This window comes from Duncaniella sp. (assembly GCF_029056165.1).
Lineage (GTDB): Bacteria > Bacteroidota > Bacteroidia > Bacteroidales > Muribaculaceae > Duncaniella.
This window is the reverse complement of sequence record NZ_JAIDBW010000012.1, coordinates 146663-164565: the sequence shown is the minus strand read 5'-3', so window position 1 is coordinate 164565 and position 17903 is coordinate 146663. Positions and strand designations below refer to the sequence as shown.

15 protein-coding genes and 1 tRNA gene are annotated in these 17903 nt (G+C 49.6%); 13 read left to right on the top strand and 3 right to left on the bottom strand.

What is annotated here, in order from left to right:
- Window positions 1-243: 243 nt before the first annotated feature.
- The 3 genes from K2G41_RS02620 to K2G41_RS02610 all read right to left on the bottom strand — a co-directional run bounded on the left by K2G41_RS02620 (window position 244) and on the right by K2G41_RS02610 (window position 2147).
- A complete protein-coding gene (locus K2G41_RS02620; RefSeq protein ID WP_300114015.1) occupies window positions 244-1209 on the bottom strand; it encodes a hypothetical protein in 966 nt (321 codons plus the stop codon).
- 44 nt (window positions 1210-1253) lie between these two features.
- Window positions 1254-1610, bottom strand: coding sequence for a hypothetical protein (locus K2G41_RS02615; protein WP_300114012.1), 357 nt, complete (start codon window positions 1608-1610; stop codon window positions 1254-1256).
- Between the two features lie 464 nt (window positions 1611-2074).
- Window positions 2075-2147: transfer RNA gene (locus tag K2G41_RS02610), tRNA-Gly, on the bottom strand.
- A 139-nt stretch (window positions 2148-2286) separates the two neighbouring features.
- Between K2G41_RS02610 and K2G41_RS02605 the strand changes: the two genes are divergently transcribed.
- The 13 genes from K2G41_RS02605 to K2G41_RS02545 all read left to right on the top strand — a co-directional run bounded on the left by K2G41_RS02605 (window position 2287) and on the right by K2G41_RS02545 (window position 17895).
- Entirely contained in the window at window positions 2287-2733 is a 447-nt protein-coding gene (locus tag K2G41_RS02605) for a TIGR04076 family protein (RefSeq protein ID WP_300114009.1), read from the top strand.
- 54 nt (window positions 2734-2787) lie between these two features.
- On the top strand, window positions 2788-3405 hold the full coding sequence (locus K2G41_RS02600) for a nitroreductase family protein (protein ID WP_300114006.1): 618 nt from the start codon (window positions 2788-2790) through the stop codon (window positions 3403-3405).
- Window positions 3406-3508: 103 nt separating this feature from the next.
- Window positions 3509-6952 (top strand): isoleucine--tRNA ligase, encoded by a 3444-nt coding sequence (gene ileS, locus K2G41_RS02595; RefSeq protein WP_300114004.1) that lies wholly within the window; start codon window positions 3509-3511, stop codon window positions 6950-6952.
- 87 nt (window positions 6953-7039) lie between these two features.
- Window positions 7040-7423, top strand: coding sequence for a TraR/DksA family transcriptional regulator (locus K2G41_RS02590; protein WP_300114001.1), 384 nt, complete (start codon window positions 7040-7042; stop codon window positions 7421-7423).
- A 42-nt stretch (window positions 7424-7465) separates the two neighbouring features.
- Window positions 7466-8098 (top strand): lipoprotein signal peptidase, encoded by a 633-nt coding sequence (locus K2G41_RS02585; protein ID WP_300113998.1) that lies wholly within the window; start codon window positions 7466-7468, stop codon window positions 8096-8098.
- An 84-nt stretch (window positions 8099-8182) separates the two neighbouring features.
- Window positions 8183-8968 (top strand): DUF4296 domain-containing protein, encoded by a 786-nt coding sequence (locus K2G41_RS02580; protein ID WP_300113996.1) that lies wholly within the window; start codon window positions 8183-8185, stop codon window positions 8966-8968.
- Between the two features lie 4 nt (window positions 8969-8972).
- Entirely contained in the window at window positions 8973-9287 is a 315-nt protein-coding gene (locus K2G41_RS02575) for a hypothetical protein (RefSeq protein WP_300113993.1), read from the top strand.
- Window positions 9288-9523: 236 nt separating this feature from the next.
- Complete coding sequence (locus tag K2G41_RS02570) at window positions 9524-11935, top strand: TonB-dependent receptor (protein ID WP_300113990.1); 2412 nt, start codon at window positions 9524-9526, stop codon at window positions 11933-11935.
- A 163-nt stretch (window positions 11936-12098) separates the two neighbouring features.
- Window positions 12099-13532: a DUF3943 domain-containing protein gene (locus K2G41_RS02565; protein WP_300113987.1), complete on the top strand. Its 1434-nt coding sequence runs from the start codon at window positions 12099-12101 to the stop codon at window positions 13530-13532.
- Between the two features lie 176 nt (window positions 13533-13708).
- Window positions 13709-14077 (top strand): 30S ribosomal protein S6, encoded by a 369-nt coding sequence (gene rpsF, locus K2G41_RS02560; RefSeq protein ID WP_300113984.1) that lies wholly within the window; start codon window positions 13709-13711, stop codon window positions 14075-14077.
- A complete protein-coding gene (rpsR, locus tag K2G41_RS02555) occupies window positions 14078-14347 on the top strand; it encodes a 30S ribosomal protein S18 (protein WP_172480316.1) in 270 nt (89 codons plus the stop codon). It abuts the gene before it with no gap.
- A 21-nt stretch (window positions 14348-14368) separates the two neighbouring features.
- A complete protein-coding gene (gene rplI, locus K2G41_RS02550) occupies window positions 14369-14809 on the top strand; it encodes a 50S ribosomal protein L9 (protein ID WP_300113981.1) in 441 nt (146 codons plus the stop codon).
- 254 nt (window positions 14810-15063) lie between these two features.
- On the top strand, window positions 15064-17895 hold the full coding sequence (locus K2G41_RS02545; RefSeq protein ID WP_300113978.1) for a TonB-dependent receptor: 2832 nt from the start codon (window positions 15064-15066) through the stop codon (window positions 17893-17895).
- Window positions 17896-17903: the final 8 nt, after the last annotated feature.

Here is a 17903-nt window from a genome sequence, read left to right as displayed (position 1 = left end):
TTAGGATCGTTTTCATTTACAACATTACTTTTCTGATAAGTAACTCTTAAAGATCAAATTTATATTAATGTGTTATTTTGACTAAAATAAATCCCCAGAGAGTTGCCACGTTTTTATACCGCTGCGCGTTCTATACGGCTGGAAGACCTTATGTGATGATAAACTGCGACCCAAAAGTTAGGCACAAAACTTTTAGGTTACAGTTTAATATCACATTCATAGGCGTTGTTTGCCGTCTTAATATTATTCTATAACTGCCCTGATTGGTAACTCCCAATTTTTATAGCATCCTTTGATTTCTCCAAATGATGCATCTAAGGAGTCTTCATTATAACCTGAATAATAGTATTTATCACCATTCAATATGTCAGATTCTCCAATCCAAAAACAACAAGTATTGAAACAATCTAACTCATAATAATCATTTACGGTTAAAGTCCAAGTTTCTGGAATAAATAGATGCTTCCCAGATGGACCGGTCACATAAACTCCGTACCAAGAAATGTCATTGGTTTCATCATAACATGATACTTTTTGAAATGTGCATTTTGCTGTTAGTTCTTCACATTCCGCTTTCGTGGGCATTCTCCAATTTCCTCCTAATTGAACTTTTGCTGCATCGTAGTTAGTTCCAACTATACTTGATTCTTGAGGATAGTTCGGATTTTTCATATACCCTGCAGTAGTATGCCCCCACAGATATCCATAACCTCTATCATAAGGGTTATTTGCATCAAGATTCCATCCCCTCCATTTTACAGAAAGTCCTAAATCTACAATTTCTGATATAGGTTCATCTGTCTTAAAAGAGCCTATATCGCCGTAAGAAAAATAGTCATCCACATTATTATATACCAATGATACATAATAATATGTAGTACTTGATGCTAATCCAGTGAATAGATAACCCCTTATAGGGTCTTTGTCATTATAATCAGCATACCATACAGTTTCTGAATCAGAGAATATTGCCATGTTGTAGGCGTTTTCCACATTCTCCAAGAGAGTTTTTTCAGAGGAGAGCAAAACGATACTTTTTGTTCCGGCTTTTATAGCCACACTGTTTGGCGTAACCCATGAAACTTGACTTGTCCCAGTTGTGGGATTGTACCTGAAATTTGAATTGTTCTCATCGTCACTACTGCAAGCAGAAATGAAAAATAATACTGTAATCAGTATTAAAGTGGAAATTACGTTTTTGATTCTCATAGTTTATCTTTTTGTATAGAGTACTTATTGATGGTAATTTTCTTTTAGAGTTTTGTAATTGATTTAATATTATCAATGAAATCCTCTGTGACATAGAAGATTGGACGCAATACTTCCTCGATTGATGTTCCGTCAAAACATTCCGTTTTGGCAACAAAATGATTATAGATGCTTATGAGATTGTTATACCATATCAATTTCTCTTGAAAGGAGGATGCATCGTTTAAAATTGATGAAATTGCACGGTTGAGGTCTAAAACATAGCCACAATATTTCTCTACCGTATCATCCAATTCGAGCATAGCAGTCTCAGTCGAGCAGCCTGAATATCGAGCAAGTACATTTACGCCTGCAAGTCTCGAGTTAATCTCATTTAAAATTTTTTGTAGGGATGCTGTCATTCGGTCATATCACTTCCCTCATCCTCCATTGAGATATTTAAGGTATAGACATAAAAAAGGTGTGAGGAATGTATCTTGTTTTATCCGTCATTCAGGTCTTGGCGTACCCATGCAGTAGATAAAACAATAGCCCCACACCGATAGGGCTATATAGACTGTCAGTCACGACAGGATATAAGCTACCGATGCAGGTGCTATTGCCAATCTTACCTTCACTGCAATTTAAACCGCCAAGTTTGAATGACGAAGATAAAATTTCAATAACACCTTTTTATCAAAAATGTGATGGATCGATCGTCTTGGGCAACTCCTCGCCTCCACTGATCAATCCACCGCAAAGATAATGAAAAATGTGTTATATGCGGGGCTTTTCAGTAAATAATTTCACAATAAATTGCGCCCCGGCCATGCAAACAAAAAAATCAGGCAATCAGCACTCGGCTAATCACCTGATTTTTCAGAGGAGCGACAAACGGGGCTCGAACCCGCGACCCTCAGCTTGGGAAGCTGATGCTCTACCAACTGAGCTACTGTCGCATTGATGTATGAATGAATTTTGTGAGTGCAAATTTAAGTCATTTTTCCGTCAAACGAAAATTATTTTACACTTTTTTAGCCTAAATTTCAACTTGCAAACACAAAACTTATCCTCGAATTTCCTACCTTTGTCCTGACAATGGACCGTAGATATTTCTGTAAGATAGCCTCACTCGCGGCGGGTGCCATCAGCCTCAACGCCATCCCCGCCTCCGCGCTCATCACCGCTGCTCCCTCAGGGAGCGGTCAGCCATCCGTATCCGGACCCTCTGCCAAGCCTCACGGAGTCAACCGGATCGCAACCCCATGCCGGGTGACAGTGCTGCGGCGCGAATGTCACCTCGACCTGCAGGCTCTCTATCTCGACGATCCCGATGCCGGCCCTTGCCGTCTATTCAAGTCAGGCGATGAATACACCTTTGCCGCCGGTTCGATCTGTCCGGCCGACTTCTGTCCCCGATTGTGGGAACTGATATGTGCGGCAGCCGTGACCGATCCGTGCGATCCGCCGCTCGACCACTCCACCACACTCCTTGCCTGCCCCGACGGGACACGTCCGGTGATCATACGTGTGGATCGCCTCTGACTCTCCTTACAATCTGTCGAAATAACAAAAAACAACACCCAATCATCAATCATAATGAAAACATTACACTCACTAGCAGCGACAGCCGTCCTCGGCATGGTCATGGGTCTCAGCTCATGCGGAAACTCCGAATCAGCGCAGTCAGGAGCATCGGCCACTGATGCAGCCATCGAAAACATCATGACCCGCACAAGTGTGCGCGACTACACCGATACACCCATCTCCGAAGCCACTATCGACACACTTCTGCGTGCCGGCATGGCAGCTCCGACCGCCCGTAACTCGCAGCCGTGGCGATTCATAGTAATCAACGAACGCCCCACCCTCGACAGCCTCGCTCAAGGCAACTGGCGTCCAGCAGCCAAGGCGCAAGCGGCCATCGTGGTCTGCGGTGACCTCACCAACCAACTCCCCGGCGAGGGTAAGGACTACTGGGTGCAGGACTGCTCGGCTGCGACTGAAAACATCCTCCTCGCCGCCCATGCCGTAGGGCTCGGCGCAGTATGGTGTGGATGCTACCCGATCTCCGAACGTGTCGAACTCGTCCGCAATCTCATGGCCATCCCCGACTCCGTGGTGCCCCTCAGTGTCGTTATGCTCGGCTACCCCACCGGACCGCAGGCTCCCAAAGATAAATACAAGGCTGAAAACGTGCACTACAACAAGTGGTAAAAACCGAGGAATCATCACGCTCTTAGGTTTTTTGCGAAATATTTACTACTTTTGCAAAAATTTTAGCCAAACATATAATTACATATAAAAATCCCGTCTCGAAATGTCAAAGAGATTCCCTGAATACAGCGGCCTGAAGCTGCCTGAAATCAATGATTCCATCCTTGAAAAGTGGGGGAATGAAGATGTGTTTGCCCGCACGATGTCCGAACGTGAGGGCTGCCCCTCGTTTGTGTTCTTCGAAGGTCCTCCTTCGGCCAACGGCAAACCCGGTATCCACCACGTACTCGCCCGTACAATCAAGGACATTTTCTGCCGCTACAAGACCATGCAGGGCTATCAGGTCAAGCGCAAAGCCGGCTGGGACACCCACGGTCTCCCCGTCGAGCTCGGAGTCGAAAAGAATCTCGGAATCACCAAGGAGGATATCGGCAAGAAGATCTCGGTCGATGAGTATAATGCCGCCTGTCGCCGCGAAGTGATGAAATATACCGGCGAATGGGAGGACCTCACACGCCGCATGGGCTACTGGGTCGATATGCCCAACGCCTATATCACCTACGACAACCGTTACATCGAGACCGTATGGTGGCTTCTCGGCCAGCTCTACGAGAAAGGCTACCTCTACAAGGGTTACACCATCCAGCCCTACTCGCCCGCTGCCGGTACTGGTCTCAGCTCCCACGAGCTCAACCAGCCCGGTTGCTACCGCGACGTGAAGGATACGACATGCGTGGCTCAATTCCGCATCCTCGACAACTATAATCCCTCGCTCGCTCCCTACCGCGATCTGCTTTTCCGCTGGGGCACACCCTATTTCCTCGCGTGGACCACTACGCCTTGGACCCTTCCCTCAAACACCGCACTTGCCGTAGGCCCGGACATTACATACAACATCGTCCGCACCTACAATCCATATTCAGGCAAACCGATCACCGTGGTGGCTGCCGATGCCCTCATGGGTTCGCTCTTCAATGCCAAAGCTAAGGATCTGCCGCTCGACAGCTATTCAAAGGGTGACAAACTCATCCCCTACGAAGTCGTGGCTCAGGTCAAGGGCCTTGATCTCGTCGGTATCGACTACGAACAGCTCCTTCCGTGGGTCAACCCCGGCGAGGGTGCTTTCCGTGTGATCCCCGGTGACTACGTTACCACAGAGGACGGTACCGGTATCGTCCACATCGCCGGAACGTTTGGTGCTGATGACCTTCGTGTGTCGCGTCAGAACAACATACCCCCGCTTCACCTTATCGACCGCGACGGCAATATCCGCCCGATGGTCGATCTGACAGGCCGTTTCTATCTCCTTTCAGATCTCGATCCGAAATTCGTTGAGACAATGGTCGATGTCGAAGCCTACAAGCCTTGGGAGGGTCAGTATGTCAAGAACGCTTACGATCCCGCCGCAACTGACGAGACCGAGACGCTTGACGTGAAGATCTGCATGGAGCTCAAAGCTACCGACAAAGTATTCAAGATAGAGAAGCATACCCACAACTATCCTCACTGCTGGCGCACAGATAAACCCGTGCTCTACTATCCGCTCGATTCATGGTTCATCAAGACCACTGCCGTGCGTGAGCGACTCATGGAGCTCAACGAAGGTATCAAGTGGAAACCCGCATCCACCGGTAGCGGACGTTTCGGCAAATGGCTCGAAAATCTTCAGGACTGGAATCTCTCGCGCAGCCGCTACTGGGGAACACCCCTCCCCATCTGGCGCACCGAAGATGCAAAGGAGGAAATTTGCATCTCATCCGTCGAGCAGCTTTTCAACGAGATCGATCGTGCTGTCGAAGCCGGTTTCATGACTGAGAATCCCTACCGCAAAGCCGGTTTCGAACCGGGTAACTTCGACAAAGTCAACTACGAAAAAATCGATCTTCACCGTCCCTACGTGGATGATATCGTGCTCGTATCACCCTCAGGCAAACCCATGCACCGCGAGAAAGACCTCATCGACGTGTGGTTCGACTCCGGTTCAATGCCTTATGCCCAGATCCACTATCCTTTCGAGAACAAGGAGGCATTTGACAAGCGCGAAGTCTATCCTGCCGACTTCATTGCCGAAGGTGTCGATCAGACACGCGGATGGTTCTTCACCCTCCACGCCATCGCTGGCATGGTGTTTGACTCCATCTCATACAAGACAGTCATCTCCAACGGCCTCGTCCTTGACAAGTATGGCAACAAGATGTCCAAGCGTCTCGGCAACGCCGTCGATCCCTTCGGTCAGATCAGCCAGTATGGCGCAGATCCCGTCCGTTGGTACATGATCTCCAACTCCGCACCTTGGGACAACCTCAAATATGACGAGAAAGGCGTGCTCGAAACCTCGCGCAAGCTCTTCTCCACCTTATATAATACATACAGCTTCTTCGCGCTCTATGCCAATGTCGATGGATTTGATCCCGCGACTCCGCAGGTGCCTGTCAGCGAGCGTCCCGAAATCGACCGCTGGATACTCTCGCTCCTCAACTCACTCATCAAGGAAGTGACCGCCGCTCTCGATGACTACGAACCCACCCGCGCAGCCCGTGCCATAGGTGATTTCGTCGGTGACAACCTCTCTAACTGGTATGTCCGTCTCAACCGCAAACGCTTCTGGGGAGGCGAGATGACCACTGACAAGCTCGCTGCATATCAGACACTCTACACCTGTCTGGAGACGGTCAGCCGTCTCATGGCACCATTCGCACCGTTCTATGCCGACCGCCTCTACCGTGACCTCACAGGCTCGACCGAATCAGTCCACCTTGACCGTTTCCCGGTAGTCGATCCCGCGCTCATTGACCCCGCGCTTGAAGAGCGTCAGAAACTCGCGCAGGACATCACTTCGATGGCACTCGCACTTCGCCGTAAGGTCAACCTCAAAGTCCGCCAGCCGCTTCAGACAATCATGATCCCTGTAGCTGATGACTCGCGACGTGCTGCCCTTGAAGCCATCAAGGAACTCGTCAAGAGCGAAATCAATGTCAAGGATCTGAAGATCGTCGGCAACGATGAGGGCATACTCGTCAAGAGCGTAAAACCCGACTTCAAGAAACTCGGTCCGAAATTCGGTAAGCAGATGAAGGCCGCAGCCGAGATCATCAAGAATCTCGATGCCAAATCCATCGCTGCGCTCGAACGTGACGGTAAACTCTCATTCGATCTCAACGGCACTCCTGCCGAAGTGGATCTCGCAGACGTCGAGATCATATCGGAGGACATCCCCGGATGGCTCGTGGCCAACGACGGATCGCTCACGATCGCACTCGACGTCACTGTCACTCCCGAACTTCGCCGTGAAGGTATCGCCCGCGATATCGTCAACCGTATTCAGAACATACGCAAGTCACGCAACTACGATATCACCGACCGTATCGCCCTGACCTTCGCTCCCGGCGAGGCAACTGACGACGCTATCCGTGATTTCGCCGACTATATCTCCCGTCAGGTACTTGCCACCTCGCTCGAAATCGCACCCATTGCCGATGGAGAAGACGGTGTCGAGGATCTGAACATGGACGATATCACCGCTAAAGTAAAAATCTCGCTGGCATAAGAGGAGAGAGGAATCCCTCTCTCCTTGTCCCCCAAGCGGATAATAATAAAATTCCTAAAACCTCTAATTCCAACGTCCATCATTGCTATGAGCGATAAAACCCGTTATTCCGACGAGGAACTCCAAGAATTCAAGGAGCTGATCCTCCAGAAACTCGAAAAGGCGCAGAAGGAATATGATTCCCTCCGCTCACTCATCAACAATACCGACGGCAACGACACTGCCGACACATCACCGACGTTCAAAATCCTTGAAGAGGGTGCAGCCACCCTCTCCAAGGAAGAAGCCGGCCAGCTCGCACAGCGTCAGAAATCGTTTATCCAACATCTTCAGAATGCCCTTATCCGTATCGAGAACAGGACATACGGCATCTGCTGCGTGACCGGTGAACTTATCCCCAAGGAGCGTCTGCGCGCCGTCCCCCACGCCACGCGCAGCGTCGAAGCCAAAAAGTCGCAGAACAAGAATTAAGCACGCTTTCTGAAGAGCATTCCTAAAAAATCCACAAGAAAAATGCGTAGCAAAGCTACACTACTCTTTTTTATTGTAATGATAGTGGTGATCATTGATCAGGCTTCAAAAATATGGATCAAGACCCACTTCTATCTCGGTGAAGACCTGAAAATCTTCCCTTGGTTTCACCTCTACTTCATCGAGAACAACGGTATGGCCTTCGGGATGGAACTCGGAAGCAAGCTCGCACTGACTATCTTCCGTATCATCGCTGTCGGAGCACTTATCTGGTACATGGCCAAGATCTATGCTCTGCGCACCATCCCGCGCGGCTATCTCGTATGTCTCGCCTTCATCACAGCCGGAGCTGCGGGCAACATCTTCGACTGTGTTTTCTACGGCGTGATGTTCAACAACCCCATGCCCCCGCAGTTGGCTACCCTCTTCCCTGAGGGAGGCGGTTATGCTCCGCTATTTCTCGGACGTGTCGTCGATATGCTTTACTTCCCGCTGTTCAGTTTCGTATGGCCGTCGTGGCTACCACTCGTCGGTGGACAGCAGTTCCTTTTCTTCCAGCCTATCTTCAACATCGCCGATGCAGCCATATCATGCGGCATAATTGTCCTGATCATCTTCTATCACCGCTACATCCTCTCGCCCAACGCTCTTGCGGAACTCCCTGAGAGATCATGATCTACCCTACCCTCGGACAGACCGGGATCACACCGATTCCGACATAATTCCTATTAAGTAAATCCCAGACTTCTATCCGTCACTATGCGCCGTCTGCTGCCAGCCATCGCCACAATCATGCTTCTTGCCGCCTGTAGCAAGACTCCCGGCTACGTCATTTCCGAAGGAAAAATGGCCGAGATCATGGCTGACATCCATACCGGCGAGGCGGTGGTGGATGCCAAGAGTTCGGCATTCCGGACTGACTCTGCAAAGCAGACTTTCCTCCAGTCAATATGTATGCGTCACGGTATTACCACCCAGCAGCTCGACACCTCACTTTATTGGTACGGTAATCATCTTGAGGCCTACATCAAGGTTTATGACAAGACCGTGAGTATCCTTGAGGATCGAATTGCAGAGGCTGAGAAAGCGGGAGGAAAAAGTTCCAACCGCCTCAACACCGTCAGCCTCGACGGTGACTCAATCAACCTCTGGAACGGCCCGACTGTTGTCCGCAACACTACCGATCTACCCTCTGAATTCCTGACATTCAACTTCAGTACTGACAAAAACTGGGAACGGGGTGACCGCTACACAGTTTCAGCGCGTCCGGTCAATCCACGCACCCCTCTCTTCATAACCATCGCTGTATCTTACAACGACGGAACAGCTGAATACGTCACCATGAATCAGGGATCGGAAGGCAAGAAATCACTCACACTTGTCCTCGATTCAGCAAAAGTTGCCACTTCCGTCTATGGTTCAATCCATTTCTCACCATCAAAGGGCAACGTTTCATATCTTGACTCGATCTCCGTGGTTCGTACCCGTGGCCGTAATGACAACGTAGCCGCACGTAAGGGTCAGCAGACCGTAAAACTCCGTTGACAAGATGACCGATATAATTTCAGTCCGCGCCCATGCAGCTATCCTGAACGGAAAGGCATATCGCAACTGCATCGTCACCTACTCTCCGACAGACCATCAATTACAGCCGTCTGTCATTCCCTTTTCCACAGAAGTACACTCGACGACATCCTTCAACGGCATCATACTCTTCGCCCCTATCGGATTTGCGATCCCTACCGATCTCGAAACGCCTGATGATTTTACTAAAGACGGAAGTTTCACTGCCTACCTGAATGATCTCGCAGAGATAACTCCGGATTGCACTGCAGAATCCGCCCCTATACTCCTACCGCTCTGACCATCCTGATGACCAAACATTAACATTTCATCTGCATGATCCTATAGACTGCTATTCAGTACAATTTTCACCCAACGTCGGCGTTATTACTTATATGAGAATGATGCTATGTCAGTCGCAATTCAGTTATAGAGCCTGCGCTTACGCTGGCCATACAACCCGGAATTTATTCACTATGACATAGCGGAGTTATTATATAAGAATATATCTGTAAACCAGCAACACAGTCTGAAATCATGCAAGGCAAACGCCAACGCCATACACTGCTCATACTCTTCCTTTCACCCCTGCTTGCCCTTATAGGTCACTCACAGGTGAAGATTCATGGTAAAATCACCGACAACAACGGTGATCCGGTTGAATTTGCAACCGTGCGTATAGCCGGCACGGCCATAGGCGTCACTTCAGGTCTTGAGGGTGACTACTCGCTTTCGTGTCCTGCGGCCGACACCATTACCGTACATTTCTCCTGCATCGGTTTCCGCGAGGAGACACGACGTCTGATCGATGCGTCAGGCGACGTGACACTCAACATGCGTCTCCAGCTCACTACCGAAATGCTCCAGCAGGTCGAAGTGACAGAACTAAAAAAGCAGACCGGATCTATCGCCACAATCGACGCCTCCGAACTTCGAAAAAATCCTGATGCTTCCGGCGGAAGTGTCGAATCGCTCATAACCACAATGGCCGGAGTGCAGGGATCAAACGAAATGTCATCGCAATACTCCGTACGAGGAGGTTCATACGATGAAAATTCCGTATATATCAACGGGATCGAGGTTTACCGCCCTCTCCTCGTGTCATCCGGACAGCAGGAAGGACTCAGCGTGATCAACCCCGATCTTGTCGGTGCCATCGGCTTCTCAACCGGCGGTTTCCCTGCAGAATATGGCGATAAGATGTCATCCGTACTCGATATCACCTACCGTCAGCCGGAAGCATTCGAAGGCTCTGTATCAGCCAGTCTTATGGGAGCATCGCTTTCTCTCGGTCAGGGATCCAAAAAATTCTCACAGCTCCACGGCGTCCGCTACAAGCGAAATTCATCCCTGCTCAGCTCAATGGACACGAAAGGTGAATATGATCCTACATTTTTTGACTATCAGACCAACATCAACTGGCAGATGTCACCGAAATTCAAATTGTCCTTCCTCGGTAACATAGCCCTCAACCATTACCGCTTCACTCCCACAAACCGCACTACAACCTTCGGCACAACGACCGACGCAAAGCAATTTACCGTATATTTTGACGGACATGAAAAGGATCGCTTCGAGACATATTTCGGTGCGGTCTCGCTTGACTACCGTCCCTCGCGCTCCACGTCGCTTAGCCTTACAGGTTCAGCCTATCTTACAGACGAGCTCGTGGCCTACGATATTTCGGGCGAATACTGGCTTGATCAGGCCGGCAATTCCAATGTCGGTGGTGAGCTTGGAGTCGGGCGTTACCACGAGCATGCCCGTAACCGACTCAAAGCCTCCGTCCTCTCCCTCGCTTTGCGTGGTGAGACTGCCATCAACCCTCGCCATACACTGACTTACGGACTCAACGTGCAGGGTGAAAACATCATGGACCGCAGCCGTGAATGGGAACTTCGTGACTCTGCCGGATTTTCTCTCCCGTCCGACGGGGTGAACCTACGAGTAATCTACAACCTCGCTTCGCACCATGACCTGTCATCCACGCGCTTCTCCGCCTTCGCGCAGGACGCGTGGAAGATCAATACCTCCGCGGGCTTCCTGACCCTTAATGCCGGACTGCGCCTCTCCTACTGGAGTTTCAACAAGGAACTTCTTCTGAGTCCGCGTATCACTCTCGGATTCATTCCTGAGAAAGCTCCCTCTTGGGCTCTACGTTTCGCCACCGGACTCTATTACCAAAGCCCATTCTACAAGGAATACCGAATGCCCGTCAGCGATGCACAGGGCAATCAGACCATCGAGCTGAACACCGCGATCAAGTCGCAGCGCAGTTTCCACTTGATCGCGGGAACTGACTATACCTTCCGCGCACTCAACAGACCATTCAAACTCTCAGGAGAGATTTACTACAAAGCCCTATCCGACCTTGTCCCCTACGAGATAGACAACCTGAAGATCGTCTATTCCGGACTTAACGAAAGTTCAGGCTTTGCGACAGGTATCGACATGAAGCTCTTCGGACAGTTCGTCCCCGGAAGCGACTCTTGGATCAGCCTTTCGCTCATGAAAACCAGCGAGACGATCAAAGGGGTCAAAGTGCCCCGTCCGACTGACCGCACCTATAGTCTCGGTTTCTTCTTCACGGATTATTTTCCGAAATTCCCCAAGCTCAAGTTCGCGCTTCGCGGCATATTCATGGACGGATTACCAGCCACAGCTCCACGTTCGAGCCGCGACAAAGCTTACTTCCGCATGCCGCCTTACAAGCGCGTGGATATCGGCCTATCCTACGCACTTCTCTCCCCACTCAAGGAAGGTGAGAGCCGCGACGGATTCAAGCGTCACTTCAAGAGTGTATGGCTCGGATTCGATGTGTTCAACCTGCTCGACATCGCCAACGTCGCATCCTATTACTGGGTCACCGATGTAAACGATATCCAGTATGCCGTCCCCAACTATCTCACTCGCCGTCAGCTCAACGTCCGTCTGACCGTTGATTTCTGATTCATATCTCCAGCAGACATCCGTGGATAAAATATGACGGATAAATTGATCGGCAAACATTCGTCATTACATCCATAAAAACAACATCGTTTCATCACATACTATTTATCCTATGAGGCTCAGGACAGTATTATTAATGATTGTTATGGCTTCTTCAGCCTTTATGAGCCGGACATCAGCCCAGATGCCCGTGCGTCTGTATGCGACTCGTCCGATAGCACCGGATTCAGCCGATATCGCTTACTATGGCCGTGAGCATTTCTGGCGATCCGCGGGTGAAATAGTCGGCTTCAATATAGGATTATGGGCTTATGACCGCTATGTCGAGCATGGCGACTGGTCATATATAAGCCTCCATACCATGGGCCAAAACTTCAAACATGGATTCAAATGGGACAATGACAGACTCAACACCAACATGTTTCTGCATCCCTACAACGGCAATCTTTACTATAATATCGCCCGCTCAAATGGCTACAATTACTGGAAATCCGGTCTGTTCGCAATAGCCGGCAGCGCGATGTGGGAACTCTTCATGGAATGCGAATACCCATCGACAAACGACATTATCGCAACACCCATAGGCGGTATGTGTATCGGCGAGATCTGTTTTAGGGCATCAGATGCATTTATTGATGACCGCACGTGTGGCATGGACCGATTCGGACGTGAATTGGCCACTTTCATCGTGTCGCCGATGCGTGGGCTCACACGTATATTGACCGGCAACGCATGGCGTCACCGATCGACACCGGGAAAAATGTTCGGTACGCCTAATCTTGCGGTGGAACTTGGCGCGGGTGCCGGAGTGCTGGACTACCGTCATGACGGAAACAAGGTTTATGTCGGTGGCGAGATGGAGCTTAATATCGAGTATGGCGACCGCTTTGAGATAAAAAGCTTCCAGCCTTACGACTATTTTAATGTACGGGCCTCCATGCAAGTCATGCAGCGACAGCCGTTCCTGCAGCATCTTGAGATCAAGGGCCGTTTGCTTGCACGCGAATTTCTTGAAGAGAATGACATCCATCTCAGTTTAGGCTTGTTCCAGCACTTTGATTTTTACGATTCGGATTCAATCAAGGGCGGTGGTGTGCCCTATAAACTCGGCGTACCGGCAAGCGTGGGTACAGGCGTATTTTTCCGTGACATCGAGCGACGCAAGTGTGTGATTGATGCCTACGCTCATGTCAACGCCGTGCTGCTCGGCGCGGTTTTGTCGGACTACTATCAGGTGGATGACCGTAACTACAACCTTGCCAACGGTTTCTCCCTGAAATCCGGCGCAAATGTAAATTTCAACCGGGGAAAATGGGACATATCCGTCTCCAATGAGTTTTACCGATTGTTTACATGGAAAGGCTATGCGCGTAACACCGACCTCTCCACTGTAGATTACCGCACCCTTAACGCTATGGGTGATAAAAGCGTCGCGTCATTTTGCGTCACTACCGTACGTACGGACCTACGTCTGATGCCAAAGACCTACCTCACCCTATATCTGGATCATTTCCTGCGCTCCACGCACTACCGTGACTATCCGCATGTCAAGTCCTCATCGCTCAGTGCGCGCCTCATGCTCACACGTAAACTGTAGCGATCCAAGAGATGAAAAATTTGTAGTTTCAGTGCTATGCCATGTTTGGTATCTGAAATAATCACGATAAAATTTTGTCAGGTCGAATAAAATTTCTACCTTTGCAGCCGAAAAAGTGTGCCCGGCCAAAATCCGGGACTAATCAAACACCAATCAAAATAATCATTCAAAGTAAAATGAATCACTACGAAACCGTTTTCATTTTAACTCCCGTTTTGTCTGACCAGCAGATGAAGGAAGCGGTAGAAAAATTCGAGAAGGTGCTCACCGACAACGGTGCATCAATCGTAAACGAAGAGATCTGGGGCCTTCGCAAGCTCGCTTATCCCATTCAGAAGAAATCTACCGGCTTCTACTCACTCGTGGAGTTTGATGGCGATCCGACCATCGTTAAGAAACTTGAGACTGCATTCCGCCGCGACGAACGCGTACTCCGCTTCCTCGTGTTCCGTCTCGACAAGTATGCTGCCGAATACGCAGAAAAGCGTCGCAGCAACCGCGCTAAAGCAACAACCACAGTAACTGAAGAAGTAAAGGAGAACTAAATCATGGCACAAGCATCTGAAATCCGCTACCTCACTCCCCTGTCGGTAGATGTAAAGAAGAAAAAATATTGCCGTTTCAAGAGAAGCGGTATCAAATACATCGACTATAAGGATCCCGAATTCCTCAAAAAGTTCCTCAACGAACAGGGCAAGATCCTTCCCCGTCGTATCACCGGTACTTCTCTGAAGTTCCAGCGTCGTGTGGCTCAGGCCGTTAAGCGTGCCCGTCACCTCGCACTCCTCCCCTACGTTACCGACTTGATGAAATAACTTTAAAAGCTATCCGCAATTATGAAGATCATTCTCAAAGAAGACATCGCCAACCTTGGCTACAAAGACGATGTAGTCGAAGTCAAGAACGGATATGGCCGCAACTACCTTATCCCTACCGGCAAAGCAGTGATTGCCACCGAATCAGCTCTTAAAGTTCTCGCTGAAAACCAGCGTCAGCGCGCCCACAAGCTCGCTCGCATCAAGGCTGACGCAGAAGCTGCTGCAGCTGCTCTCAAGGACGTTAAGCTCACAATCGGTGCTAAGACTTCTTCAACCGGCACTATCTTCGGTTCAGTCAACGCAATCCAGATCGCAGAAGCCCTCGAAAAGCTCGGTCACAACATCGACCGCAAGCTCATCACTCTTGATCCCGTCAAGGAAGTGGGCAACTACACTGCAACCATCAACCTCCACCGCGACGTTAAGGTGGAAATCCCCTTCGAGGTTGTTTCGGAATAATTTTTCCATCAATAACCATATCAGGCAGACGATCCGACATTCGGGTCGTCTGCTTATTTTATCCACCGTGCCGGGCATGTCGCCGATACACATATTTTAACATTAAACCCATTATATCCGATTTATCGGCGAAAGCCTGCCATAAGTAGAATAGCTGCCCTTACAGATTAAACTTTTGGCTACTTTTACAGTCACAAATGAGTAATCTTTAAAACATTCACTCACGCTAAAGCTTAAGATTGATTAAAAACGACATGACACGTTTCACCCGTTCTCTCACCCTACTCACATTTCTGCTTTTTACACTATGTTCAGCGGCCCTGAGTGCCGCCAACGTCACCGGTATCATAAAGGATATCGATTCTGGCGAACCAATGATGGAAGCCGCTGTCAAGCTTCTCGCCGCCAAGGACAGTGCCTTCGTTGCAGGTGTCACGACCGACATTGATGGCAAATTCACTCTTTCAGGCATCAAACCCGGTAAATATATACTTACTGTAAGTTATATCGGTTACGCTGATCTTGACAAACCGGTCACCGTAGGAAACTCCAACCTCCGTCTTGGCGAACTCCGCATCAAGGAAGCATCCCATCTTCTCGGCGAGGTAAGCGTCGTCGCCGTAAAGACTCCGATCAAGGTGATGGAGGATACAGTGGAGTACAATGCCGACTCCTACCACACTCAGCCTAATGCCGTGGTCGAGGACCTTCTCAAACGTCTCCCCGGAGTCGAAGTCGGCACTGACGGTGCTATCACAGCCAACGGTAAGACAGTCTCCAAAATTCTCATCGACGGTAAGGAATTCTTCAGCGATGACCCGCAGGTAGCGTCCAAGAACCTTCCCGCCAATATGGTCGATAAACTTCAGGTCGTCGATCGCAAGAGCGACATGGCCCGTCTGACAGGTGTGGATGACGGAGAAGACGAGACCGTCATCAACCTTACATTCAAGAAAGGCATGAATCAGGGATGGTTCGGCACAGCCGAGGGCGGCTATGGTACGGATGACCGTTACATGGGGGCGTTCAATGTCAACCGCTTCTGGGACGGCAATCAGCTGACTCTTCTCGGCAATTTCAACAACACCAATCAACTTGGCTTTACCGACAGCAACGGTAACCGTTTCCGTCGCTTCGGAGGTAACCGAGGCATCACCGAATCGCGCGCACTCGGTCTAAACTTCAACGTCGGCAAGGAGGAAATCATCCGCGTTGGCGGTGACATCATGTGGAGCAACACAGATGCAAACTCTACCACACGTCAGGACCGTCAATACCTTTTCGAGAATAACTCTACCTACTCAAAAATCCGTAAAGCTACCCGCGACCGCGGCAACAACTTCCGTGGCGACTTCCGCGTGCTCTGGAAACCGGACTCGTTCAACACCCTTGAATTCCGTCCCAATTTCTCCTTCAATCACAACAAATCTAATGATCACGAGCTGACCTCATATTACAACAATGATATGGATAAGGTCAGTGACAATACTGCGACAAGCTTCAGCCGTGGTAATTCCTACGAGGCTGGTGGCCGTCTCATATATTCTCACAACTTCAAGCAGCATCGTGGCCGTTCATTCTCGATCACCGGGCGGTACAACTTCTCTAACGTGATCGAAAAGGAGACATCGATCAACGACTTCATCCGCTATATCATGGAGGAAGATCCCGACAACACCGAAGATGAAGCCGAACTCCTCAACCAATATATCGACAACCACACTTGGAGCAATCAGGTAATGGGTAACTTCACATGGAAAGAACCGATCGGCAACGTGGCAAACGGCAACTTCATTACTTTCGGTTATCGGGCCAACTACCGCTGGAACAATGCCGACAAACTCGTATATAATATACCTGACGATTATGAACTCGACATTCTTCCTCCCGTCGGCGAAGAACCTGATCCTGAATACTCCAACCGTTACCGCAACAACTACTTCAATCAGAACATTCGCCTCGGCTATCAGAAGACGAGTGCAAAAATGAACTTTGAAGTCGGCTTTGCTCTTGTACCCCAGATGTCAAAATCCATCTATCTTGACAATTCCGACAAGAATATAAGCCGTTGGGTCACTAACTACTCTCCATTCCTCCGCTACCGCTACAAGTTCTCGAAGCGCACGTCACTTCAGGCCAACTACCGCGGTCAGTCATCACAACCGTCCATGAGTCAGTTGCAGCCTGTGCTTGATATCTCAAATCCCACGAACAAGATTCAGGGTAATCCCAACCTTGATCCCTCGTTCAGCCACAACTTCAACCTTCGCTTTCAGGACTTCAATATGGATTCCCAGCGTTCGATCATGCTCATGCTCGACGGTCAGGTAACTCAGAATTCCATCATATCCAAGATTACTTCCGACAATTATGGCTCAAAGCTGACCGAATATGTCAATGTCAACGGCGTATGGAACGCACGACTCATGAACATGTTCTCCATGCCTCTGCGTAACAAACTCTGGAGCGTCTCCAACCATATTTTCGGAAATATCAACCACAATGTCGGTTTCAACAACGGAACTCGCAACAACTCTCTCTCATTCAATCTCCGCGAGAGTCCTGCAATCACCTATCGTCCCGATAATTTTGAAATCGAACTACGTCCCTTCTATGGTCTCCAGACCACTCACAACAGTGTGCAGAAAAATGCGAACCAGACCGTCCACAGCTATGGCGGACGTTTTGACGGAACGTACTATACGCCTTGGGGTCTGACATTGCAGACTGATATCAACTACTCTGCGACATCCGGTTATGCATCGGGCTACGATACACGTACATGGATGTGGAATGCCACACTCTCGCAGCAGTTCCTCCGCAGCAAGGCTCTCACACTTGCCATCAAGGTCTATGACCTCCTCAACCAACGCAACAATATCCGCCGTAACGTTACCGCCAACTATATCGATGACGTAGAGTACAATTCACTCAACCGCTACTTCATGGTGACACTTAGCTACCGTTTCAACTCCTTCGGTAAGGGCAATGAACCTCAAGGCAATGGCGACTTCATGCAGCGTGGTCCCGGTGGCCCCGGCGGCCCCGGTCGTGGAGGTTTCGGTGGTGGCCGAGGTCCGAGATAATTATTGCG